The organism is Rhodopirellula sp. P2 (assembly GCF_028768465.1).
In the GTDB taxonomy this organism is placed as follows: Bacteria; Planctomycetota; Planctomycetia; order Pirellulales; family Pirellulaceae; genus Rhodopirellula.
In genome coordinates this window covers 435,660-459,930 of sequence record NZ_CP118225.1, presented here as the reverse complement: position 1 = coordinate 459,930, position 24,271 = coordinate 435,660, and the positions used below count along the sequence as shown (strand labels likewise).

At 57.4% G+C, this 24,271-nt stretch carries 20 protein-coding genes; 7 read left to right on the top strand and 13 right to left on the bottom strand.

Features of this window, described 5'->3' with window-relative positions; translation table 11 throughout:
- Positions 1–46 precede the first annotated feature (46 nt).
- Both PSR62_RS01585 and PSR62_RS01580 read left to right on the top strand, forming a co-directional pair.
- Positions 47–1,321, top strand: coding sequence for a glycosyltransferase (locus tag PSR62_RS01585; protein ID WP_274406091.1), 1,275 nt, complete (start codon positions 47–49; stop codon positions 1,319–1,321).
- Between the two features lie 240 nt (positions 1,322–1,561).
- On the top strand, positions 1,562–3,340 hold the full coding sequence (locus tag PSR62_RS01580) for a LamG-like jellyroll fold domain-containing protein (RefSeq protein ID WP_274406090.1): 1,779 nt from the start codon (positions 1,562–1,564) through the stop codon (positions 3,338–3,340).
- Between the two features lie 18 nt (positions 3,341–3,358).
- Here the strand turns inward: PSR62_RS01580 and PSR62_RS01575 are convergent, their stop codons facing one another.
- The 3 genes from PSR62_RS01575 to PSR62_RS01565 all read right to left on the bottom strand — a co-directional run bounded on the left by PSR62_RS01575 (position 3,359) and on the right by PSR62_RS01565 (position 6,866).
- Positions 3,359–4,033 carry a DUF4956 domain-containing protein gene (locus PSR62_RS01575; protein ID WP_274406089.1) on the bottom strand — a complete coding sequence of 225 codons (675 nt, stop codon included), beginning with the start codon at positions 4,031–4,033 and terminating at the stop codon, positions 3,359–3,361.
- Positions 4,026–4,820 (bottom strand): polyphosphate polymerase domain-containing protein, encoded by a 795-nt coding sequence (locus tag PSR62_RS01570; protein WP_274406088.1) that lies wholly within the window; start codon positions 4,818–4,820, stop codon positions 4,026–4,028. The genes PSR62_RS01575 and PSR62_RS01570 overlap by 8 nt, the downstream gene beginning before the upstream one ends.
- A 99-nt stretch (positions 4,821–4,919) precedes the next feature.
- Positions 4,920–6,866 carry a CotH kinase family protein gene (locus PSR62_RS01565; RefSeq protein ID WP_274406087.1) on the bottom strand — a complete coding sequence of 649 codons (1,947 nt, stop codon included), beginning with the start codon at positions 6,864–6,866 and terminating at the stop codon, positions 4,920–4,922.
- Positions 6,867–7,056: 190 nt separating this feature from the next.
- Between PSR62_RS01565 and PSR62_RS01560 the strand changes: the two genes are divergently transcribed.
- Positions 7,057–8,241 carry a prenyltransferase/squalene oxidase repeat-containing protein gene (locus tag PSR62_RS01560; protein ID WP_274406086.1) on the top strand — a complete coding sequence of 395 codons (1,185 nt, stop codon included), beginning with the start codon at positions 7,057–7,059 and terminating at the stop codon, positions 8,239–8,241.
- A gap of 108 nt (positions 8,242–8,349) precedes the next feature.
- Positions 8,350–9,006 carry a hypothetical protein gene (locus PSR62_RS01555; protein ID WP_274406085.1) on the top strand — a complete coding sequence of 219 codons (657 nt, stop codon included), beginning with the start codon at positions 8,350–8,352 and terminating at the stop codon, positions 9,004–9,006.
- A gap of 7 nt (positions 9,007–9,013) precedes the next feature.
- Here PSR62_RS01555 and PSR62_RS01550 read toward each other — a convergent pair whose 3' ends face one another.
- The 6 genes from PSR62_RS01550 to PSR62_RS01525 all read right to left on the bottom strand — a co-directional run bounded on the left by PSR62_RS01550 (position 9,014) and on the right by PSR62_RS01525 (position 13,987).
- Complete coding sequence (locus PSR62_RS01550; RefSeq protein ID WP_274406084.1) at positions 9,014–9,730, bottom strand: flavodoxin domain-containing protein; 717 nt, start codon at positions 9,728–9,730, stop codon at positions 9,014–9,016.
- Positions 9,727–10,533 carry a DUF4198 domain-containing protein gene (locus PSR62_RS01545; RefSeq protein ID WP_274406083.1) on the bottom strand — a complete coding sequence of 269 codons (807 nt, stop codon included), beginning with the start codon at positions 10,531–10,533 and terminating at the stop codon, positions 9,727–9,729. Before PSR62_RS01545 ends, PSR62_RS01550 begins: the two co-directional genes overlap by 4 nt.
- A 26-nt stretch (positions 10,534–10,559) precedes the next feature.
- Positions 10,560–11,087 carry a DUF2271 domain-containing protein gene (locus tag PSR62_RS01540; protein WP_274406082.1) on the bottom strand — a complete coding sequence of 176 codons (528 nt, stop codon included), beginning with the start codon at positions 11,085–11,087 and terminating at the stop codon, positions 10,560–10,562.
- Between the two features lie 37 nt (positions 11,088–11,124).
- Entirely contained in the window at positions 11,125–11,781 is a 657-nt protein-coding gene (locus PSR62_RS01535; protein ID WP_274406081.1) for a PepSY-associated TM helix domain-containing protein, read from the bottom strand.
- Positions 11,782–11,809: 28 nt separating this feature from the next.
- The gene (locus PSR62_RS01530; protein WP_274406080.1) at positions 11,810–12,910 is read right to left on the bottom strand and encodes a DUF1559 domain-containing protein; all 1,101 of its coding nucleotides are present in this window, start codon (positions 12,908–12,910) and stop codon (positions 11,810–11,812) included.
- Positions 12,911–13,138: 228 nt separating this feature from the next.
- Positions 13,139–13,987: an ABC transporter ATP-binding protein gene (locus PSR62_RS01525; protein ID WP_274406079.1), complete on the bottom strand. Its 849-nt coding sequence runs from the start codon at positions 13,985–13,987 to the stop codon at positions 13,139–13,141.
- A 313-nt stretch (positions 13,988–14,300) separates the two neighbouring features.
- On the opposite strand from PSR62_RS01525, the gene PSR62_RS01520 reads away from it, so the two are divergent.
- Positions 14,301–17,225, top strand: a complete 2,925-nt coding sequence (locus tag PSR62_RS01520; protein ID WP_274406078.1) for an ABC transporter permease — start codon at positions 14,301–14,303, stop codon at positions 17,223–17,225.
- 56 nt (positions 17,226–17,281) lie between these two features.
- On the opposite strand, the gene PSR62_RS01515 is transcribed toward PSR62_RS01520, so the two are convergent.
- Together PSR62_RS01515 and PSR62_RS01510 are read right to left on the bottom strand one after the other, a co-directional pair.
- Positions 17,282–18,694 carry a sigma-54-dependent transcriptional regulator gene (locus tag PSR62_RS01515; protein ID WP_274406077.1) on the bottom strand — a complete coding sequence of 471 codons (1,413 nt, stop codon included), beginning with the start codon at positions 18,692–18,694 and terminating at the stop codon, positions 17,282–17,284.
- 5 nt (positions 18,695–18,699) lie between these two features.
- Entirely contained in the window at positions 18,700–20,124 is a 1,425-nt protein-coding gene (locus PSR62_RS01510; RefSeq protein ID WP_274406076.1) for a sensor histidine kinase, read from the bottom strand.
- A 225-nt stretch (positions 20,125–20,349) separates the two neighbouring features.
- On the opposite strand from PSR62_RS01510, the gene PSR62_RS01505 reads away from it, so the two are divergent.
- Positions 20,350–21,369 (top strand): DUF1559 family PulG-like putative transporter, encoded by a 1,020-nt coding sequence (locus PSR62_RS01505; protein WP_274406075.1) that lies wholly within the window; start codon positions 20,350–20,352, stop codon positions 21,367–21,369.
- A gap of 199 nt (positions 21,370–21,568) precedes the next feature.
- Positions 21,569–22,501 carry an EF-hand domain-containing protein gene (locus PSR62_RS01500; RefSeq protein WP_274406074.1) on the top strand — a complete coding sequence of 311 codons (933 nt, stop codon included), beginning with the start codon at positions 21,569–21,571 and terminating at the stop codon, positions 22,499–22,501.
- 116 nt (positions 22,502–22,617) lie between these two features.
- Here PSR62_RS01500 and PSR62_RS01495 read toward each other — a convergent pair whose 3' ends face one another.
- Both PSR62_RS01495 and PSR62_RS01490 read right to left on the bottom strand, forming a co-directional pair.
- Positions 22,618–22,842 carry a hypothetical protein gene (locus PSR62_RS01495; protein ID WP_274406073.1) on the bottom strand — a complete coding sequence of 75 codons (225 nt, stop codon included), beginning with the start codon at positions 22,840–22,842 and terminating at the stop codon, positions 22,618–22,620.
- An 11-nt stretch (positions 22,843–22,853) separates the two neighbouring features.
- Positions 22,854–24,014 (bottom strand): Na/Pi symporter, encoded by a 1,161-nt coding sequence (locus tag PSR62_RS01490; protein WP_338020268.1) that lies wholly within the window; start codon positions 24,012–24,014, stop codon positions 22,854–22,856.
- Between the last annotated feature and the right edge of the window lie 257 nt (positions 24,015–24,271).

Below are 24,271 nucleotides of genomic sequence, written 5' to 3'. Positions count from 1 at the left end.
TACCTAGTTTGACTAAAAGGTACCTGACACCTTTTTGGGAGGTTGGATGCGGATTCTGGTGCTGACGGTGGGGACGCGAGGGGATGTGCAGCCGTACGTCGCGTTGGCCGGTGGGCTGAAGGAGGCGGGGCATGTGGTGCAGATTTGTACCTGTCAGGTGTTCGAAGAATTCATTCGGTCACATGGAATCGACTACGCTCCACTGAACAACGACATTCGCGATTTCATGGAATCGGAAGATGGTCGAGTGGCGATGGAAACCACCACCAACCTGTTTCAGATGGTTCGGGCTGGCATTCGGCTGATGCCGAAACTCACCGACATGCTGCACCGCCAAGTCAACGAAATGTGGACGGCGGCGGAGGCCTTTGAGCCGGATTTGATTCTGTTCCACAAAAAGGCGATCGGCGCAGAAGATTTTGCCGAACGTCTCGGTTGTCGCTGTGCCCTGGCTTTCTATTTGCCGCTGTATGTGCCCACGGGCGAGTCGCCAGCGTTTGGATTCCCACGCTTGCCGCTCGGGCGTTGGTACAACCACGCGACCTATCGCCTCATCGAATTCATCTCGCGTCGCAGTGGCGCTCGGTTCGTGGGAAAATGGCGGCGGTCCGAAGGAATGGCGGCGAAGCGTCCAGCGTACTTTCGTCACGCGGATGGCAGCCCGGTCGCCGCTTTGCATGCTTACAGCCCCTCCGTGATTCCGAGGCCTTGCGATTGGCCGGATCACGCGACAGTGACGGGGTATTGGTTCCTGGATGCATCGACCGAATTCATACCTGATCCAACCCTGGTGAAGTTTCTTCAACAAGGACCGCCACCGATCTACGTTGGCTTCGGCAGCATCTTCGGACGCGAGCCGCGAGCGACTGCGGAGCGTGTCATCGAAGCGGTTCGGTTGTCTGGTCAACGTGCGCTGTTGGCAGCGGGCTGGGGAGGCATGGACCTGCACGAGTTCGATTTACCGGAGACGATGCTTTCCATCGATGCAGTTCCACATGATTGGTTGTTCCCCCGAGTCTCCGCGGTGGTTCACCATGGAGGCTGCGGGACCACCGCAGCCGGACTCCGCGCCGGACGTCGCACGATCATCTGTCCGTTCTTTGGTGATCAACCCTTTTGGGGGCGTGTGGTTCAGGATCTCGGTGTCGGCCCCCAACCGATCCCACAACGAAAGCTGACACCCGAGCGGCTTGCCAATGCCATCATCGAAACGCTCGCTGATCTTGAAATGGAATCGAAGGCCGGCGAGCTGGGCCAGCGGATCCGATCTGAATCGGGTGTGCAGAACGCTGTGCGATTCATCGAACAGCTGAATGTTTGATCCAATCAATCGCGGAATTGTGATGCGGTTCTTAAACGATCCAACGCTTCAGAAACATCACTCCGTTTCGGTTATCGTAAGAGGTCTTCCCCGGTTCTGTGAGCATTCCCTCTGGGAATGCTCTTGAGCAACGAGCGAAGAATACGTGTCGGATTGAAATTGTGGCATAGGCTTCTTTTCCGCTCAGCCCTAAACCTTCGCGACTGGTCACTTGCTTCTTACGCTACTGTATCCCCAACGATGATCCGAACCATTTTGTTGAGTCTGTTTGTCTCGGTTCCTGTCCTGACAATCGCGAGCGAACCAGTGCGGTGGTCGGCTGATTCAACGCAATCGAGTGTCGTTGCAACGCACGGCAAAGCAGGAATCGGTACCGGAATCGATGGTAAGAGTTGGTTGCTCAACGGGCAAACGGTGCTGACGCCACAGGATGCAAACAGCGTTTTGGAAGCGGGTGAATATTCGCTTGTGGTTTGGGTGAATCCCTACCGCTTGAGTTCTGATCAACAAATCATCGCGGCCAAGAATCGTTATTCGTTGGATGAACGCGAGTGGTCACTGATGCTGGATCGCAATCACCGATTCAGCCTCTATGTTCATCAAAATGGATGGCAAACCATTTCGGGACCTGTGCCTGAACTCGGCCATTGGTACCAACTTTGTGTGGTGATCAAACCGGATCAGGCGGAGTTGTATGTCAATGGCGAACGATCGGGATCGTTGAAGCTGGACCGTCCTGTTCAACCCACCGCTGCGCCGCTGACTTTCGGTGGCGTGAACGACGATGGGATCATCCGGCAAACCTGGCATGGCGCGATCGATGAGGTGGAGCTTCGCCCCCAAGCTATCTCGGCTGATGAAGTGAAAGCGTCGTATCATCCGGCGAGTTCGGTGCATGATGTTCCCAAGCCTCCCCCGCCATTCCCTTTGTGGGACGAGCACTCACCGTTGGCCCAAGCGGATGATTTGCCCGAAGTTGCCAGCGTCGACTTCCAGGTGATCAAAAAATGGGACAAGCCCCGCGATGGGTACACGTTCTTGCACGGAGTCGCGCTTGCTCGGCACCAAGGGAAGTTGTTTGCGTCGATCGGTCACAACAAAGGGGACGAAAACACGGTGACCGAAGAGGCTCAATTCCGAGTCAGCGAGGACGAGGGGAAAACATGGGGGCCTCTGCAAGTCATCGATGCAGGTGCTGAAGAAAACCTGGCTGTCAGTCATGGAGTCTTTCTGTCGCACGGGAAAACCTTGTGGGCATTCCAGGGCGCCTACTACGGTCGAATGGACAACATCCACACACGTGCCTATCGATTGAAAGAATCCACGGGAGAGTGGGAGCCAATGGGCGTGATCATTGAGCAGGGATTCTGGCCGATGAACCAACCCGTTCGGATGGACGATGGCAACTGGATCATGCCCGGGTTCCTTGGCAGGCGTTATTCGGGAGACGATGTGTTCCCGGCGGCGGTAGCGATCAGCCGCGGGGAAGATTTCACTCAGTGGGATTTAGTGAAGATCCCTGTTGAACGCACCATTGATCGGATGTGGGGCGAATCCAGTTTATGGGTGGACGGGCCAACCGTTTTCAACGTGGCTCGCTATGGTGGAGACGCCAAAGCGTTGTTCGCGAAGAGCGACGACTATGGTCGAACTTGGTCACCATCTGGGATCAGCAATCTGCCGATGGCAACGTCCAAACCCGCGGCGGGTGTCCTGAGCAACGGCCAAAGGTACCTGGTCTGCACTACCGCTGCTGGGAACGGTGGCAATCGATCGCCGCTGACCATCGCCGTTTCGCGTCCAGGCGAAAATGTGTTCTGCAAAGTGTTCGTCATCCGGCGGTCAATGAACGGGGATGCTCCTGGTGAGTCCGCCAAACGTCTGAGTTTGTCTTACCCATGTGCGATGGAACACGATGGCAAACTGTATGTTGGGTACTCCAACAACGGCGGTCGCCGCGCCAACCAAAACAGCGCCGAGATGGCAGTGCTGCCACTGGAGTCACTTCAGATCCCGTGACGTCTGCCTTCTCGGTGGTCAGATGGGTTTGGTGGCGACCGACTCGACCGTTGGAATGGTGTTCAGTGCGGCGATGAGTTGGCTGGCGTCGGTGTCGTCTTGTGGTTGATAGCGATAGACCAATTCCAATGAACCCCCACGACGAGCCGTCTCAGCTGAAAGAATCTCGTAGCTTTTGGTGAGACGTTTCAGTTCGGCTTCCCAGCTGCCGACTGAATGCAGACCCACCTTGAGCGTCAATCGCCATTGGGGGGCTTCTGTCAACGATCGTTTTTTGAGCTGAGACGCTGAACTCCCGCCGTTGAACTGAGTGGCCCAAGCGAGTGTGATCAAGCCCAAGAACGATACCCAGTATTGACCCGCTCCGATCGCCATGCCGACGACCACCGCTGCCAAGACGAAGGCCACGTCTCGTGTGGAGGACACAGCGGCCCGGAATCGAACGATTGAAAGAGCGCCAACCAAGCTGAAGGCACGAGCGACGTTGTCACCGATGATTTGGGTGGCCATCGCGATCAACACGCTCATCAAGACCAGCGTGAGGGTGAGTTGATTCGGCGAGTCGTGGGGGGATTTGATCCGCGCGATCAACGCCACCGCCCAGCCGCATAACCAAGCCAACGCAAGTCGCGTTGCCAGCGTCGGCAAGTTGGCGTCCACTTCGGTGGAGATCGGAGGAAGCCATTCAGGCATGCGTCAAGGTCTCCTGGTTGGAACGCAGATTCGCGGGGGAGGTGTTCGTTGAGTCGAAGATCGAAATGGTTTGGTCCAGGTTCCAGCAGCGGATGGCTGCGCGGTACTTGGAAAATCCTGTCACCGGGATCGGGAATTCACGCAGCAGTTCTTTGAAACGGTGCGGCATGATTCGATGGAATTTCAGCTCGAGAATTTCGAGCGGGGTCGCTTTCACCCGTTGCGAACGATCTGACGAGGCGTCCTCGGATGCCACTTCCCATTCGGTTGCTGGGCTGGCGTGCAGTTGGCTATCGATGGTCAAACGCATGCTTTGACCTTGCTCGGTGTTCATTCGAGCAAATCGTCGGTAGTGGACATGAGTGGTTGGACGAAGTTGACGCTCTGTGGCTTGGTCGCAAAACCAATCGCCGAACCACGGGGTGGAGGTGGAATCGTTGTCCTTCTGAGCTGGGATGTCATCCAATCCAATCAAGGCCTGCAGCACTTCCTGTTCGGGCCCCACGGATCGAGTTTTTTGGACCTCGTTTTTCTTCTTGGATTTGCTTTCCAACCAAAGCTGAGCTTCGCAGCCATAGCGTCGAACCCGATACTTCCGTCGCCCGATCACTCCGGTTTGATGAAACAGGTCCAACTGCGGAGTGTCCAGGTACAGCGTGTTGACGTCGTAGCTGTCCCCCGTTTCGCAGTGAGGGTCTGCGGTGAGATGTTGACGGGCCCACTGTTTGACTTCCAATGCCAAACTGGGATCCAGTTGATACTTCAGTTCGATTCGCTTGTCATTCATGACGTGCTTGAATAGTGGAAGGCGATTGAGCAACACAACGCCTCATGGTCACCCGTGTGATTCCGACGAGGCGTTGTCAACAGCGTGGTCACTGGGACGTTACTTCAGCAAGAATTCGCGACGGCCGTCGGCGAAGGCTTTCAAGTTCATCGCACCATGGCCGCGACGTGGTTCTTCCGATTGATCGGAGACATCGGCGTCGCTGGTCATTGCTTGGAAGGATTCGAATGTTCCCAGCTTTCGCGTGTCGACTTTCAATAGCGGTTCAATCAATTCAGCTTGCGACTGAACAAACGGTCCGATGGTTTCCCAGTTCAGTGAGTGCTCCGCGATTTGATGAACATTCGCGAGGTAGGCGTCGCGGTACTGGGGGACCGCCAGCACTTTGCTGCGAAGAGGTTTGGTGGGATCGTCCAGGCCAATCAGCGGATCCAATCCCAGGGGAGAGGCCGTTGATTCCGCGGTGGGACGCTTGGCATCGCGAGGACCGGTTTGATCGGGGCCAGCAAATCCTCGAGGTCGATCTGAATCACGAGGTCCACCAGCATCGTGCGGTCCATCGAGTCCTCGGGGGCCGCTAAAATCACCGCGGCCAGCAAATCCGTCTGGGCCGCCGCGCCCACGACCGCCTCGTCCGCCGGGGCCACCGCGACCACCCGGGCCTCCGGGACCACCTGGGCCACCCGCAGCGCGAAAGGCTTCGTTCATGTCGTGCGGGATGAAGTGGAACACATCCTTTTTGTCCAGTACGATGCTGTAGTCACTCGCTCGAATCCAGTACCCGTCCGAGTTGATCAAGGCGTTGTCCAGAGCGAGGAACCAGAGCAAACCGTCGACGTTGACGATCGGTTCCAAGGCCGCGGGGAGTTCGTCGGTTGGGGTTTGTTCGAGCACACGGCACAGATCGACCAGACGCTGAAGGTCTTTGTCGTTGCCGGACTTTTGTTCGAAAGGGTGGCGATAGTTTTCCAAGTCCTCGCCGCGGTATTCCAGTCCACCGCCCCCGCGAGGCGAACCGCTGACTTTCCAGCGTGCCCCTTTGGCACTGCCAAAGTTTCGTTTGACAAAGTCCTTGTTGAATTGTTCGACGTTGGTGTAGACGCCCCAGTCCTCGCCGTTGATGACGACGCGAACAAAGTTGGCTCGAGGGGCGGGAATGGATTGGTTGGCAATGTGAGAGTACAGCACGGTGCTCATCATCGAATCATCGCTGGCACCGTTGAGCAGGTTCAGCGTTTTGTAGCCGCCGATCCGTTGGTCTGGGTTGGCCATGTCGACGGAGATATTGAGTGATCGTTTGTAACCTCGCGGGACCATGCCATACGACGAGGCACCACGGAAACTGATGCCGCAGTCGGGATAGGATTTTCCATCGACTGTGATGGTGGCGGGGACCTCTACATCGGTGCTGTGGAAGGTTTCCATTTCCTCTTCCCAGTCGTCATTGCTGAAGTCCAAGAACACGGTGCGAACGATTTGAGGGTCATAAAGGTCACCGTCGACTGGAGTGACCGATTCTTTGGTGATGGTTTGTCCGGGCGTGGGCTCGGGGCGATCACGATTCATTCCGGGAGGCCCACCGCCGCGTTGACCACGACCGCGTCCCGTTTCATCGCCTCGAGGTGGTCCACCGTCCGCTGGAGGTCCAAATCCGGAGGGCGGCCCGAAGCCTTGTGGCGGACCGAAGCCGGGAGGAGGCCCGAAGTCGCCTCCGCCACCTTCGCCGCGCTCACGTCCTCCTGCGGGGCCAAGACCTTCACCTGGACCACGTCCGCGAGGTCCACCAGGGCCACCGAAACCACGTTGGACTGGGGTGGCGGCGAGAAATTCCCGAGCCTGCTTGCGTTCGGCATCGTTCAACCATGCGTTGCCGTCCGCGTCAAATTTCTCGACGAGTTCTTGGTCGGGTTGGTCTGGACCGCCGGGGCCACCAGGCCCCATTCCGGGCGGTTGCGCCTGGATGTTGGGCGAGCAACCGAGGCCGCCGATCAAGGCGACTCCAGAGAACAGCAAGACCACGGGGCGAACGTGCGGGAGACGGAGCATTCAAATACCTGGCAAACAAGACGCGAGAATTTGGGCGGAAAGCCTTCTACCGGCTAGTTGCGATCTCAACCTGCATCCGCCACGAAAAATTGAGAATTGTTTGGGAATGGTCGCTGGCACATGGCTTGCTTTGTGGAGCGATGCATGGAGATCGAACGCTTTTCTTTCCCTCCTTCCTTGAGAAACACAAATGCATTGGGATTCCAACCCTTCCGGACCGACATCCGCTCGCCGAAAATTCCGCCTCAGTCGCCGGATATTTGTCACAACGTGTGCGGCAGCGATCATCAGCTTGCCTGCTCACGGCCAAGAAGCAGGGGCATCGTCGGAAGCAAAAACAATCAGCAAAACGGAGCAGCTTCGGCAGGAAATTGTCAGCAAGGGGTTGGCTTTTCTGGCCAAAGAGGGGCAATCCGAGCAAGGAACGTTTTCAGATCGAGTCGGTCCTGGTGTGACGGCGCTCGCGGTCACATCGGCACTGCGGAACGGACAAACCCTCGACGATCCGATGGTCGCCGAGGGACTCAAAGCACTGGCAGGCTACGTCAAACCCGACGGTGGCATTTACGGAAACGGTCGGCTGAAAAATTACGAAACCTGTGTCGCGATGGTGTGCTTTGCCGAAGCGAACAAAACCGGGCAGTACAACGAAATTCTGAAGCGAGCCAAGGGGTTCGTGACCGGGATTCAGTACGGTTCCGGAACCCGTGATCCTTCCGACCCGTGGTACGGTGGCGTGGGGTATAGCGGGGCTGGCCGACCGGATCTCTCCAACACGGCGTACATGATCGAAGCCTTGCGAGCCGTGGAAACTCCGGCCAGTGACCCTGCCATTCAAAGTGCGTTGGTGTTCATTTCCCGCTGCCAGAACCTCGACAGCGAATTCAACGACACACAGTTTGCCGACAAGGTGGACGACGGCGGGTTCTACTACGAAATCCCGACGACCAAGATTGATCCGAGCACGTCGGAAGAACGCTTCACCCCCAACGGCGGACTTCGCAGCTATGGATCGATGGGATACACGGGGCTCAAGAGCATGATCTTCGCCGGTCTGACCAAGGAAGACCCTCGCGTGAAAGCTGCTCGACAATGGATCCAAGACCACTACAGCGTCGAAAAGAATCCCGGCATGGGAACCGCCGGGCTGTATTACTACTACCACACCTTCGCGGCCGCGCTCGATGCAGCCGGGCTCGAAACGGTTGCCGATTCCGAGGGCCAGGAACATGACTGGAAAGCAGACTTGGTCGCTGAGCTCGCCGAACGTCAAAACGAAGACGGGTCGTGGAGCAACGACAACCAACGCTGGTTTGAGAATGACAAAAACCTCGCGACCAGTTTCGCGTTGATGGCACTGGGACACTGCCAGTGAGTGTCCGTCGAGGCAAGGCTCACTGACGAATCGTTTGCAAAGGAGAAGGCAATCCGAGTGTTCCAACAATCTCAATGGCTAGGGGGGATCCAGGTCGCGGCATTCAGCATGCTTGTGATTTGGGCAGCCGTGGATCCTTCGTTTGAGTCCTTGGTTCACGACCATTGGTTTTCCAGCGATTGGATGTCAGCAAATCCGGTTCGCGGTGTGGGCATCGTTCTGATTGGGATCCTGGCCGTGGGAAGCCTGCTGGGTTTGCTGCTGCAGTTCTTTGTGAGGTCAGCGTCGATGATTCGTCGTCGGTCATTGGCCCAGTTGTTGGTGATGGCAACGTTGGTTGCGTTTTGGTGTGCACTCGCGATCCACTTGGACTCGATCGCATGGCAAGGCAAGCGGGCGAGATTCGCCATGCGGGTTCAGGAACTCGAACGCATCGCGGGGCCTCTGCGTGAGCAGTGGCCACAGCGCGACGGTGAACTGCCCGCGATCGGACCATTCATGGCGTATCCCTTTGGGCGTCCGACCACATTGATTTTGTTGCAAGCACCTCCGGTGGCCAAACAGTCGGTCTACGTCAGTGCAATTGAGTCGCAAAACGGTGCGATCAAGCTTCAACTGACCGGGACGGACGGTGGTGATTGGGCGGAGTGGCATCCGCGGCAGAGTCGGCCCAGTTCCTTTGTGGGCGGATTGTCCGACCCGCACGAATTGGAATTCGCGACCTCAATTGGTTGCGGTTGGTACTTGGTTCGCTACCGAAGCTGAGTTGAGCTCACAGACTCGGTTGAGCATTGCCGGCAAACTCTTCGACGAGAGCTTGCCATACTGATAATGCCATGGGATCGGCATCATCGACGTCGATCCGATCGTCCGTTGCCTGCGCGCCGCATTGCTGCAACCAAGCGTCGATTTGCCGGCCGAAGGCGCAGTACTCGTCATAGCTGCTGTCACCGAACGCCAAAACAGCGTAACTCAGCGAGGACAAATCAGGCTGCGTCGACATCACCTCTTCGGCGAACTCGCAGGCGTGAGCGGGCGGTTCACCCTCCCCGGCTGTGCTTGCCAAAAAGAAGGCTTGCCGAGTCGTTTGCAATCGCTCCATCGAAATCGAATCAAGCGGCAGCAACTCAGCGAGCTGGCCCGCCCCGCGAAGCAAATCCAGTGTCTGTTGGGCAAGTTCCTCTGCGAATCCTGTTTCACTGGCGTAGATCACCAGCATGGGATCGTTGTCGAAACTCCTGGAAGGAACTTCTGGGGGCACGTGATTGCAGGTCACCGACGCAACTTTCACGGGCATGCTCTGGGACGCTGGGTTGCCTCGAAACGACCAAACGCACAGCAAGCCATAGGCGGCAAGCGAACCTGCCGCCGCCCACCAACGCGAGGCACTTGGTGGTGCGATCCACCAAGTGCCTTCCGTCCATTGAGCCAAACCCCAAGCGGCGAAGACGAGTGCCGCGAGGCAAATGGCGTTGACCTTCGAGATCATTGAGGCAGGACTTCGAAAGTGCCCGCGTAGCTCATTCGGCGGCCGGTTGCGTTCTCAATCTTGGTCTCGTTGTCTTGGTGGCTGGTTTCGATCCAGTACATGCCAGGTTCGGCCCAAGTGATTTGGAACTCACCTTCTTCGTTGGTCGTGACATTGAGTTCCTCTTGCGAATTGCGGTACCGCGTGCCGCCTTCGATGACCACGATTTCCATGTCCTTTTGAGGTTGGCCGTTGACCAGGAAGCGGAACGTTGCGGTTTCCCCCGAGTACAAATCGTTGGGGTGCGTCACAGGAATGAGTTCAATGCCCTTTCCAACTGGCTGCAAGGCTTCTTGGGAGGGAGCACCATTGGTGACGAATGTTTCAATCCGGCCAAAGCTTTCGGTGATGCGAAGGTTGTCTGCGTCGGCGGGCACTTCAGTTCCGATCGCAGCGGCGCTTCCCCGCCAGCGACGTCGTTCGCCGTTCTCTTCCCAGCTTGCAAAGGCGCCATCGTTGACGATTGCCAGACGATAGGTGCCACGCTGAGTCAGGGGCAAATCAAAGACGCTGCGGTACTTGCCTGTGGACTTGTTTTGGGCTTCGGCTTCGGTTCCATCGGGAGTCGTGATGACCAGATTGTCCAGGCTCAACGGAAAGTGGTTGAAGTAGAACAGGTCGTTGGAAACCGCCGCGTCGACGGTCAGCCAGGGTTCCGGACCCGAGAACACGGTTTGTGATGGCAGCAACCAAACCTTGTGCGCATACGAAGTGCCAGGAATGGCGGTCAGTAGAAAGGCAAACGAAAGCAACAAACGATTCATGATCGATCTCGTGTTTGAAAGGGAGTTCATTGGGAGGGTGGAATGACAAACGTGATTGCGCCGAGTTCTTCTTTGCCAGCGGCTTTTAGTTTCTGAGTTGTTTGGGAAGGCCATTCAAAGGGCAGTTCCAAGACTTCGCGGCCACCGACTTCTCGCGAAGCTTCGACCATCAGGCTGTACTTGCCGGCGGGCAATTTGGAGAACCGTTGGTTGGCATCATCAAATGCCAACTCGTGCTTGCCGGCGGGACGTGTCGCGCTGGAGACGCCATCCACGGGCATTTGCAAGGAGCGTCCTGAACGACGCCACCACTGACGAAGGTCTGGCAACCATTTGGTGCCTTCGCCTTCTCCGGATTTGGTCAGTTGGTACCAAACGGCCAGGTTCGCGACGCACTTCCGGTTTTCGTCTTGGATCCAGATCGCCACATAGGGCCGGTGGTATTCCGAAACGTTCAACCGTGGGATTTCGACGGTGGCTTGCCAGTCTTCAGCGGTTGTCTGGCAAACGCCAAGCATTGTGATGCCGAGCATCAACGCAATTCGGTTCAGCATAGTAGGGAAGTCGTGTTTTCAAAGGGAAGGAAAGTGTTCAGTGAATCAACAAAACAGCGAGCAAGAATGGAAGGAACAACCCCAGTCCGACCAGCGGCCAGGTCATTTTTCGACGTCGAGCATGTTCCACCAACAACAGCAAACCCGTGAGACAAAACACCAAGGTGGCAATCGCGAAAAGATCCAGGAACCATTTCCAGGCTGCACCTGTATTGCGTCCCTTGTGCAAATCGTTGAAGTAGGAAATCCAACCACGCTTTGTCGATTCAAATTCAAATTCACCGGTCTCGCGATCAATGGCCAGCCACGCATCCGAACCGGGGCCGGGCATCGATAGGTAAACTTCATCTTCGGACCAATCCGCCTTTCGGCTTCCGATCGACTTGCCGGTTTGTGCGGTCAACCACTCAGCCAATTCTGGTGGCAAGGCGGCTGACTCTTCCTCTGCCGGATTCACGAGCAAGGTCACAAGCTCCGGCGGTAAATCATCGATGACCGATTCGTGTTGCGGTTCGGTTTCGATTTGCGAAGCGTGGTTCAGCGTGATGCCGGTGATCGCAAACCCCAGCATCCCGATCAAACAAACCGCTGAGCTGGTCCAGTGCCACTGCACCACCAACCGCAGCAGAGTCGGCGAAAAGCCTCTCTTGCGAACCGTTGGACCGGGAGGTGTGTCAGCGGAGTCATTGCTCATTGGAATGTCAGAAGTGTCATGCGAGGAATCAGTGGGACGAAAGGGTCTCGACCTCGCGTCCCATCCGTGTCCAGCTCGCACGCCAGAGTTCTTGTTCGACCGAGTCGGTCACGTTTTGAACGCTGCCATCGGCCATCAGGACTTTGACGAACCCCGTATGATAACTGCGAGGACCCGTGATCTTCGACGAGCGGTAGCTGAGGTCAGGGATGAGACTGTTTGGTGTCAAGAAACCATTCATCACGGCGCCATCCGGAACCGAGCCACGCAACCAGTAGTGGTTGCGACTGCCGTCCCAACTGTTGGTGACCGCTTCCACCCCAGCGTATTGATTCTGAGACGCCGCATCCAAGACTGTTGCGGCGATGGAACTGACCGACGCGCGGTGGGTGCGGAAATCCATTTTGGGAGTGACGGTGGCGACGTCGATTCCGGAGCCGATGGTGGTTTCGGCAAACAGAATCGTGTGGGAGGTTCCGTCCAAGATGTCCCGGAATTTCAGTTTGGCGTTCACCCAGCACATGCCATCCGAAGGCGTGCCGTTGCCGGGGTGGAAGACACCGTCTTGGCCGCTGCCTTGGTTCATGCTGTAACTGGTCCCGGCAATTTGAATGCTGGCACCCGATGGCATGGTCAGGCTGTGGAGCTCCGCTCCAATGTCGCTTGGGCACTCGTAGGCTTGCACGCGAGTTTGTGCCGCCTCACGCAGTTCGACCGGTAAATCTTGTGTGGCCGGGTGACCCATCGGGATGCTGAAGTTGATCAGATCTTGCAGTTGGGCTTGCTCTAAAAACGGCAACAGTTTCGCATGAGCCGAGAAGTCGTTGGGATAGGTTGGACCGCTGAATCCATTGTTTGGAAACGCACCCGAGTAGGTGGACGCGTAGTTGTGAGTGGCCAAGCCGATTTGCTTGAGGTTGTTGCTGCACTGCATCGACCGGGCGGCTTCGCGAGCGGCTTGGACGGCCGGCAACAGCAGGCCCACCAACACGCCGATGATGGCGATCACAACCAGCAGTTCCACCAAAGTGAAACCTAATTTTGGGGAACGCAGAGGCGGGGAACACTCGGGACGGCTGCACTTCACTTGGGCGCAGCGAGTCGGTACGAGAGAGAGCGAACGAGGCATTGAAGTCTCCTGCCAAAGGCACACGTGGAACGGATCTGCTCCATGGATTCATGACTCACCACGATGGTGATGTCCGAACAGGGAGCGAAGCGAACGTGGCTGGCTGGAGGGGAGAACCCGTGGCTGGCTGCGTTGACTGATTCTGCTATTGCGAGTCAGTCGCAATATGGTGCTGGTTGATCCGGGGATTTGCAAGGGGAACGGGGAAGATGAGGGTGATTTTTGAGCTTATTTTCTGGTTGGACGGGTGGTCGGCCCATTCATCTCGCGGTTTTCCAGCGTCCGACGTTCCTGAATCGAAGCTGTGGCGGGCTCTGAATGGGACACGATTTGTTGATACTTTGCGGCCAGGGTCTGGGCGTCCGTGCAGGTGTTGGTGGCGAACTGTTGCACGATCTCGCCGTCTTTCAGGACGACCACACTGTCCGCCCAAATCGCCACGCTGGGCTCGTGAGTGACCATCACGATGGTCCGTTGTTGTTGATCGCAGAGGTCTCGCAACAGCCTGCAGATCGAATCGCCGGTCACGGAATCCAAGCTGCCAGTGGGTTCATCTGCGAAAAGGATGGCTGGATTGGTGATCAGCGAACGTGCAATCGCGACGCGTTGCTGTTCGCCCCCGCTGAGTGCATCGGGACGATGCTGCAGGCGATCCTGGATGCCAAGTTGTTGAGCGAGTTCGATCAGTTCGGATTCGTCAGCCAAGCTTTCTCCGGCGGCATAAAGCGGGAATAGAATGTTGTCTCGCGCCGATAGAGACGGCACCAGGTTGAAGGCTTGGAAGACCAATCCGATCCGCCGTCGTCGAAAGCAGGTGAGTTCGTGGTCGGAGAGGTCGGCGATGTTCTGGCCTTCGATCAAAACCGCCCCCGTCGTGGGCCGAGTCAACCCGCTCATCAGATGCAGCAACGTGCTCTTGCCCGACCCGCTGGCTCCCATGACCGCGAGGAAGGATCCAACTTCGACATGGAGGCTGACGTTGCGTAAGGCATCAACGGAGCGACTGCCTTGGCGATAGGTTTTGGAGATGGACTGGACCGTTGCAGTCGTCGGACGAGCGGTTTCAGACAAAGACATCAGTGGCGAGATTGGTGGCATCGGAAGGCTGGCTCCTTGGAGCGTGGTTGATGAAGTTCACTGCCCAGTTCACTGGCGAAGGACGCTTGATTCGAAGGTGCGGATCGACAAAGTGAATCGACAAGGCGAATCGACGTTGCGGTCGAGCTCAAGGTGACGATGTCGGATTCGTCGTCGGTGGCGAAAATTCCATCGGCATCAAGTGGCGGAAGGCTTCCGAAGTTCGAGTTTCGCCAGCGAACTCGCGTTGGCCCAGTGATTGCAATTGCCGGACCTTCGAAATCGATCCACCCACCCTGGCGTTGCAACCTTCATGAATTCACTTCGCTTTTTGATCAAGTTCGTTGCCGCACAGATGCGTCTGAATCCTGGACGTGCGGTCATCACCACCGTGGGGATCATGGCGTCGACCTGTGCAGTGGTTTGGGTGGTCAGTGGCTACGACGCGCTGGTGTCGCAGTTTGATGAAAACAGCGAGAAGTACTTGGGGCGTTACGATCTGCTGATCATGCCCCAGTCAGGGCCACCGGGTTCAGAGACGCCGCCGATTCAGGATTCTTTGGTGGACGAGCTGAAACACGATGCCGGTGTGTTGGAGGTCAATCCAGTCAGCCAATCTCGGGTCACGGTCATTCCAATCGATCGTCATGCGGAAGACGAGAAGTCATCACTTGACTTCGTGGTGGGAGCACGTCCACCGGTGAACGGAGCACCGCCATTGGACCCGACTTTGGTCAGCACGCCCGCGATCGAGCCTCCTTATGAATTGTTGCAAGGTCGTTGGTTGAGCGAAGATGGCAAGGCAAAGGAGATCGTGATCGGTGAGTTGGTCGCGAAGGAAAAGAACTTGTCCGTGGGCGATGGCTTGAAGCTGATTTCCTTGGCCAATGAAGTTCAACTGACGGTCGTCGGCATCGTCGAGCAAGCCCCGCAGGCACCCTCTTTGTCACCGCCAGGTCGTGGCGGATCACCGTCTGAGAAGCGAAACGGGAAGCGAAACGAGAGGCCCAAACGAGACAAGCTGGAATCGAACGATTCAAACAGCGAAACGAATCAAACGGTGTTGGGGATGCCCAAGAACTTTTCACCAGGGATCGCGGCAAACGCGATTTATGTCCGCCCTGAACTGGCGGAGTGGATCAATGGGTATGCCTCCAGGCCTCAGGTGTTGCAAGTTGCGATTCGGGACACGGTCACGATTCAGCAGTTTCGTGAGGCTTGGGACGACCGCCTGGTCAGCGGACGACCTGCGATGCAGTTGATCGACTTCGAAGCGGTGCGGGCGGGGATGGAGTCGAATCGAACCGTGTCAGGCCAGCAATCTCAGGCTTGGGCGGCGACCGGAATGGCAACGTTGGCGGCGATCTTCATCATTTTTTCAACGCTCAGCATGGGTGTCAGTGAACGCACCCGTGAATTCGCGATGTTGCGAGCGGTCGCGCTGACGCGGGGGCAAATCGCGATGATCATCGCGGTCGAAAGTGTCTTGCTCGCCTTGGTTGGTTGGGTCGGCGGATTGCTCGCCGGTTACGCGATGTTGGTCGTCGGCAGCCAACTCGTGCCGGGGTGGTTCGGGACCGATGCGGTGTTGGGGTGGGGATGCATTGTGTTGTCGGGCGTGACCGTGTTGGTCGGTGCACTGGGGGCCGCAATCGTTCCCGCTTGGCGAGCCACGCGGATCGAACCGCTGGAAGCGATGACATCCAAGTTGTCCACACCGGGCATCCAATCCTGGGTGGTTCTGGGAGTCATCGGAGCACTGCTCTCCGCAATGACACCCCTGCTGGTTTTTGCGATTCCGATGTCGGATCAATGGCGGGCGTGGGCGTATGGATTTCTGACCTATCCCACGTTGCTGGTGGGCATGATTTGTCTGGCACCCGCGATCGTGGTTGTGAGTGAATTCGCGATCGGCCCCTGGGTGACTCGTTCGCTGGGGCTGGACACCCGGATGATGAAAACGCAATTGTCGACCCATCTGTGGCGGACTGTGGGGGCGACCTTGGCTCTGTCAATTGGTTTGGGGCTTTATGCATCGACTCAGACCTGGGGATATTCCATGTTGAAACCGTTCACCCCGGGAGATTGGTTGCCAGATGCGTTGGTTGCATTTCATCCGGTTGGATTGGATGAAGAGGGCATCGAAGATGTTCGAGACGTGTCGGGGATTCGGTCCGATCGGCTGATGCCACTGGCGGTCGAACAAGCTCGATTTGATTGGGGCGCTGAGGAGCCACCTTCCCGAGTGCAACGCGACAACGCGGTCTTGTTTGGAATCGATCCTGCGATGGCGTTTGCCAGGGAGGATCCGTTCTTGACGTTTGAGTTTGTGGAAGGCGACCGCGTTTCTGCGACGGAGGCATTGCAGGGCGGCGGTGCGTGTTTGATCTCCGAAGACTTTCAGATGAGCACGGGGTTGAGCGTCGGCGATGAGCTGAGCTTCACACCGCCAACGGCCGAAGATGAACGCGTGACCTATCGAATCGCCGGTGTCGTGTCGTTGCCCGGTTGGCACTGGGTGACCAAGTTTTCTGGAGTGAGACGGCACTTTGTGCGAACAGCGACGGTGGTGTTTGTAGGTCGCGATGATGTGCAACGAGACTTTCATCTGCATCGAACGGAGTTCGTTTGGATGGACTTCGAGGAGGGTGCCGATTTGGCGGCAATGGAAGTGGATTTGCAATCGATTGCTGAACAGAAGTCGGGAGAAACCTTCGTGGCAAGCGGTTTGGGAAGCGTGAAAGCGTACCGACCATTCGCCCGGATGACGGCCTCGGAGAATGTTCGCAAGGCGATCCAGCTTCGCGCCGACGGCATGATTTGGGGAATGAGTTATCTGCCGTTGATCACGCTGGCGATCATGTCGTTGGCCATCGCCAACACAGTCATCGCCTCGGTGCGATCGAGGGCTTGGGAATTTGGCATCATGCGGTCGATTGGCGTGACCCGAGGTCAACTGGTGCGGTTGGTCATTGCGGAAACGGTTTTGATCGCGGTCGGTGCCTGTGTGCTGAGTCTGATCTTCGGATTGATAGCGGGATGGTGCGGCGTTGGCATGGCTCAGTATGTCGGTTGGTTTGCTGGGCCGCCGAACTTCCTCATCCCCTGGGCGCACCTGGCGATCGGATTCGCGATGACGATCGGGCTCTGCTTGTTGGCGGGTTTGTGGCCCATCGTGCGAATTGGGCGAGCTGAACCGCTTGGATTGCTACAAGCCGGACGCGGAGGCCACGGGTGAACGATCCGCTTTGCTTGGTCGTTGCTTCGCGCCGTTGACTTCGCTGGCCATTGACTTCACTGGTCGTCGATGCCGTAGGCTTTCATGCGATCACGGAGCGTGCCGCGATGGATGCCCAACAGTTCAGCCGCCTTGGCGCGGTTGCCTCCGGTGTGCTTCATCACCGTTCGCAATAGCGTCGGTTCCGTGGCGGCAAGGAAATCACTGTGCAAGGTCATCGAGTCAGGGTGGGCCTCGATTGCGTTCTCGGACCAGATTCGAATGGATTTTTCCATGGCCAAAACGGGGGATGTCGTTTGCGTTTCCCGTCCGGGTTTGGGGGCAGGGAAATCATCGATCGTGAGTTTGCGGCCTCGACTGACCACGGCGGCGTGCCCCACCGCGTTCTTCAGTTCTCGGATGTTGCCGTGCCAGGGTCGCGAATGAAGCTGTTCGAGTAACTCGTGATCCACCGCGGAATCGATGTCGGCGTATTTCATCGCCGAGAGGAAATGACGGCAAAGCGGGCCAATGTCTTCCACACGATCTCTCAACGGCGGAAGATGAATCTGCACGCCAGTCAGTCGGTGAAACAAATCTTCGCGAAACGCGTTGGTGGCGACGTCTTCGTGCAGGTCACTGTTTGTGGCGGCGAGGATGCGAACGTTGGCGGTTCGCGGTTTGACGTCGCCCACGCGGCAGTACTGACCTTGTTCGAGCACGCGTAGCAGCTTGACCTGCGTGCCCAGTGGCAAGTCGCCGATTTCATCCAGCAACACGGTTCCGCCTTCGGCGCGTTCGAACAATCCAGCGCGGTCGTCGCTGGCGCCGGTGAAGGCTCCTTTGACGTGACCAAACAGTTCGCTTTCGATCAAATCGGGATTCAGTGCAACGGGGGCGATCGGGATGTAGGGTCCGTCGGCGCGGCGACTGTGGCGATGGATCGCTGCGGCGACGAGTTCCTTCCCTGTGCCGGTTTCACCTGTGATCAGCACGGACAGATCGCTGTCGGCGACCAAGGCGATCTGCCGGAAAACTTGCTGCATCGCGGGCGACGTGCCAACCAACACCGATGGATCGATGTCCATCGGCTGAGTCGCGGCGGGGGCGGTTCGCCGGGACGATTTTTGCAGTGCAGTGCGGCAGGTCCGCAGGGCGTCTTCCAGTTTGAATGGTTTGGTCAGGTAGTCCGTGGCTCCATTCTTGACCGCTGCCACGGCGGTTTCTAAGTCACCGAAGGCGGTGATGATGATGACCGGAGCGTTGTCAGTCGCTTCCAAGAATTTTGGCAATGCCGAGATGCCATCTTCTTTGGGAAGACGCACATCGAGGATCACCATCGAAATGTCGTTTTGGGATGCCAGCCGCAAGCCTTCCTCGGCGCTGGAACCCGTGATGACCTGATGCCCTTCGCTGGTGAGCATCTTTTCCAGTGCCCAGCAAATGGACGGTTCGTCATCAACAACGAGGATGGTTTGTGCTGTGGTCATTTCAATCACTGTGGTTCGTCTTGGTGGGCACACGTTCCAAGCAATTGCGTGTCCAACTCAAAAATGGTTCGTTCGTTTTCACGTCGCCATCGCACCGACCCGCCCAAGTACTCGGCGGATCGCTGAACGACGGGAAGCCCCAACCCCATGCCTTCAGGTTTGGAAGTCACGAAGGGTTCGAAGAGAGTGCCAGCCACTTCCTCGGGAACTCCGGCACCGTTGTCAGCGACGGTGACTCGAAGGATGTTCTCGTGCAGTTGTTGCAGGGAAACGTCGACTTCGTCACCTGCCTGAATCGCGTTGTGAATCAAGTTGGTCACCGCCGCCACCCATGTCGGGCCATCTTGGATTCTCCGTTGCCGAAGGTCATCGTCCAGATCCCACTGCATGTTCACTCGCAAATGTTTCGCAATCGGAGAAAGGCTGGTACGGACGTCATCGAAGCAGGTTTGCACCTCGGTCGGGCGATCTTCGTCTTGGCGTCCGGAGGCGACCAGCAGCAATCGACGAACGTAATCTTCAGACAACTCGATTTGGTGGATTGCAACGCGGATGCCTTCGTCATCGGTGGCTTGGCATTCTTGTGCGTGCAGTTCCACGGCCATGCGAGCCCCGGTCAAGCTGTTTCGCAGTTGATGCGCCATGCCGCCAGCGATTTGGTGCAGCAGCTTTTCGCTTTGCTGGCGATTGATTTGATTCCAAAGTTGTTTGAGTTGTTGAGCCATTGAGTCAACCGCTCCGCCCAGACGCCCAATTTCGTCGGGCACTTCTTCATCGCGGACGTCGTCCGAGACGGCCGAATCAAAGTCGCCGTTGGCCACCGCTTCGACTCGACGTTGCAGTTTGCTGATTCGGCGAATCAACCGCGACGTCAGCCAGAACGTCAACGAGCTGAGAGCGACAATCGTCGACAACCCGGTGGCGAGCGGAAGGATCGCGGCTTGCCGACGATTGACGTTGAACTGTTCGTCTTCAAACAGAACCGCAACCGCCGCAACTCGGTCCTGACGGAGTTGACTGCCGACGGTTCGAAAGGCGAAGACCCGAAAGCGGAGCTGATCGTCGTTGGGGATCAGCGACTCTGGAAGCGGGCATTGGCTCTCCATGTAGTCACGGAACGATGTTCGGGCGGCTTCGTCCAGTCGAAGCGTGGACGACGTGATGCGACCGCTGTCACTCAACCCAACCAGTTGTGTGCGGGTCAGATCCGCAAGAGATTCCAAGACCATCGAGTTGAGCGGGAAGTTGGAATCGGAGAGTGTCGATTGGATCGCGGAGAACCGTTGCTCCAGATCCTTCATCGCCCGCTGGCTTCCCAGCCAATACGAAGCGATCGCCACCAGCACCGCGGCCATCAGCGCGGTGGCGATGATGGGGGTGAGCAGGCGAAGTCGCAGCGATCGGAGGGGAGGAGATGTCACGGGACTCATTCTATTTGGATGTCCGAGACGAAAAATCCGCCGCCGGTGGCGAAAGACCCGCCGCGGCATTGGCTGAAACAAGGCATTCGGATCATCATGGTGGTGTTTTCACACACTTTGGGTGAGTGGCACAGCGAGTGCTTTTAAGTTTTTCGTTCTGAACCTGATTGACCCGCACGCAATCGCCATTCGGGGGCCTCTGGGATGAGGCTCTCCCCACGAAGGAATCGCTCGATGAAGAATCGTTCTGCAGCTCGCTCCGCATTCACACTGGTTGAATTGTTGGTGGTCATTGCGATCATCGGCGTGTTGGTCGGTCTGCTGCTGCCAGCCGTGCAGTCCGCTCGGGAAGCCGCTCGTCGGATGCAGTGCAGCAACAATCTGAAACAGATCGCGTTATCCGTCCACAACTACCAAAGTGCCTACAAGCGATTTCCTCCTTCGGCGTTGGTCGATCTGAGCGTGACTTCAACCGGCAACAATGGTTCTTGGGGAGTGCACGGGCGGATTTTGCCATTTCTGGAACAAGGCAATGTTTTCGAAAACGTTGATCTCTCGTTGGCCTGGGACAATCAAGCTGCCATCGACGGTCTGAAGATTCCAACTTACGCCTGTCCGAGTGATCCGGGAACGGATCAAGAACGCACGTTCAGCGATGGCCGGCCGACCCTGTATCCAACCACTTACGGATTCAATTTTGGCCGATGGTTTGTGTTCGACCCCACGACTCAGAAAGCGGGTGACGGGATGTTCGCTCCCAACCAGTTCTACAGCTTTCGGGATTGCTTGGACGGAAGCAGCCACACGTTGCTGACCGGGGAGGTGAAAGCTTGGACGCCCTATCAGCGCAACGGTGGGCCAGCCGACACGGCCATCCCCGCCAATCAGGCGGAAGCTGAATTGGTTGTCGCCAGCGGTGCTCAGTTCAAAAACACGGGGCATACGGAGTGGCCTGATGGGCGCGTTCACCACACCGGATTCACAGTGACTTTGCCACCCAACAGTGAGGTGCATTTCGAGACCGGTGGGCAGGTTTACGAGGAAATGGATTTCAGTTCGTGGCAAGAGGGCAAGAACGGCCAAAGTGGAAGCCCGACCTACGCGATGATCACGTCTCGCAGCTATCACGTGGGATTGGTGCAAGTCGCCAAAGTGGACGGGAGTGTCACTTCCGTCACTGAGTCAGTGGAGCTCTCGATCTGGCACGCCTTGGGAACTCGAGCCGGCCGAGAGGTCATCCAAGGCGAGTATTGAGATTGCTTTGGAACGCCCGACCTCAACTCTTCCGGGGAATGACCGGCAGCCAAACCAGCCAGTCGCGGCGTTTCGTCTCAAAATCAAAGTTTTGTTTGGCGGTTGTTGGGAGGAGTCGCAACTGACTCTTTAGCAGCATGTGATCGAGAGTTTGATCGCAGTCCTGCGACTTAACCCCACACCACTGGAGGCCTCTGCGATGAAGGCATTGACCCAATTTTCGTTCGTTTTTCTGACCTGTGCTGGCATGTGTACCGCGGTGGCCCAACCGCCCGGCGATCGCGAAGGCCGTGGTCCGGGGCGTCCCGGTGCCGAGCGAGCACAACGCTCTCCCATTGATCGCGTGATGCGATTGGACAAAGACGAAGACGGCAAGCTGACCACAGAGGAGGTCGGTGATTCGCAGTTGAAGTCTCTGTTCACACGAGCCGACAAAAATGAAGACGGCGTCGTGACTCGTGATGAACTCGAAGCGATGATCAGCCGTCGCCAACGTGGCGATGGTGAACGTGGACCCCGCGGGGAACGAGACCGTGGCCCGCGGGGCGAAGGTGACCGCGGCCCGCGTGGTGAAGGAGAACGTGGACCGCGAGGTGAAGGTCGTGGCCGGGAAGACGGTCCTCGACGAGGCCCCATGGATGCTGATGGCGATCGCGGACCTCGTGGCGAGGGCGACCGCGGCCCGCGTGGAGGAGGCGATCGTGGACCCCGCGGCGAGGGAGAGCATGGACACGGACCGGGACAAGGTGCCGGAGGACCACCGCGCGACGGTGAGACGCAAGGTCATCGTGGACCGGGCGGACCTCCAGAAATCGGCAAAGTCTTGCCGGCGTTCGTGCAAGACCACATGGGCCTGAACGACGAGCAACGCGAAGCGATTGCCAAGTTGCAAGCCAAAGTGGACGCGGAGCTCAAAGAGATCCTGAGCGAAGAGCAACTGCAAGCCATGCGTCGTGGGCCGGGGCAACGACCGCACTCGTCCGAAGGACACGAGCATCGTCGTGGCGATCATCCTGAAGGCGCTGAGCGTCCTTCACGCCCAGATCGACCTGAACGCGCTGACCGTCCCGATCGTGCTGACCGTCCCGATCGTGCTGACCGACCTGATCGCGCGGACAAGCCTGCACGCTAGTCGTCACGGAACTCAACATGTCCTGGAGTCCATTCCAGCTGGCTCGGATCGATTTCATTTGAAGTCGGTTCGAGTTTTTTGTTTGACTGCCGTGTTGCGGGAGTCGATCGAGGAAGTCATTTCTCCTGGCGGTGTTCTTCCACCAGGAACGCCAAGAATTCGCGAATCGATTGCAACGAGAACTCGGCATTCTTCAGGTGTTTTTCGAGACCTTCGATCTGGACCTCTTGTTCAGCTTCTTCACGACGTTGCATTTCTGCTTTCAGTTGATTCAGCGTCGTTTCGGTGTCCTCGATTAGGTTGCGGATCGTCTGTGTCGAGTAGTGTTTGAATTCTGTCACCGAGGTTCCTTTCAAAGTATGCCGGAGATGCCCAGGCAAAGTCCGGGGATGAGAAAGAACACACCAACGATGTAGCCCAACGCAATCAGCTTGTTGTCCGCGGCGGTCGCGCCCAGCCATTCGGCGGCGCGAACCGGTAGATAGCGAAGGAACGGGACCCCGTAGATCACCAGGACTCCCAGCACGTTGTAAGTCAAGTGAATGAAAGCGATTTGCAACGCTGCCGCTTGGTTGCCATCCGCGGCGGTCGCCGCCAGCAGTGCTGTGATGCAGGTGCCAATGTTGGCACCCAGTGTGAACGGGTAGATCTGCTTCAATCCAAACGCACCGGAGCCGGCCAGCGGGACCATCAACGAAGTGGTGGTGGAAGAGGATTGAACGAGCACGGTGACGAGTGTTCCTGATGCGATCCCCGAAAGAGGACCTTTGCCAATCGCAGCGTGCATGATCTCTTTGGCACGCCCAGCCATCAATTGTTTGAGTAGTTTGCCGACATAGTGAATTGTTAGGAAGATCATCACGATGCCGACCACGATCAAGATCAAACCACCCAGTCCGTCGGACAGGCTTTCGACCGAGTGCTTGGCGCTTTCCACGACTGGGGCGGTGGAGGCTTTGACGAAGTTCAGTCCCTTCATCGATGCGTTCTCGACCACGAACAGACCGGCCAAGATGCTGCCCAGTCTCTCCAGAAATCCAAACATCATTTCCAGCGGCAGAAAGATCACCACCGACAGCAGGTTGAAGAAGTCGTGAACCGTTGCTGCGGCAAAGGCGCGAGCAAACTCCTTCTTCTCGCGAACGTGGCCGAGTGACACGATCGTGTTTGTGATCGAGGTGCCAATGTTGGCTCCCATCACCATCGGAACCGCGACGGAGACGGGCAATCCGCCGGCAACCAACCCGACGATGATGGATGTGACTGTCGAGGAGGACTGGATCAACGCCGTCGCGACCGTGCCGACAACCAGGCCTGCGAAAGGATTGGTCGCAAACGCAAACATCTCTTTGGCTTCGTTTCCGGTCGCTGTCTTGAACCCGGTGCCGATCAATCCCACCGCACAGATCAAAAAGTAGACCAGCACAGCAACCGATATCCACTGGAGGATGGGTGTGTGGTTGCCCGCGGTGGTCATTTCATCGGACACCGCTTCGTCCAGAGCGTGTTCCACCGCGCTCTCGTTCGAAAAACTCATGGGGGGGAACCGTGTGGTGTGCAGAGCGATGGCTCAAGGGATGAGAGCGCCCGTGGGATTCGCAATCGCTCGTTCCAGGGGAGCCTGCTGCGGGCTGAGTAGGTTATGGGAGGCGAATTCAAATCGATCAACCGTCCCTTGTGGCGATGCCAGAAATGACACGCCGCACAGCTTGAAGGAAATGAGATCGTTTTCGCAGGTGAATAATGAGCTCACCTGCTCAAAAGGCGGTA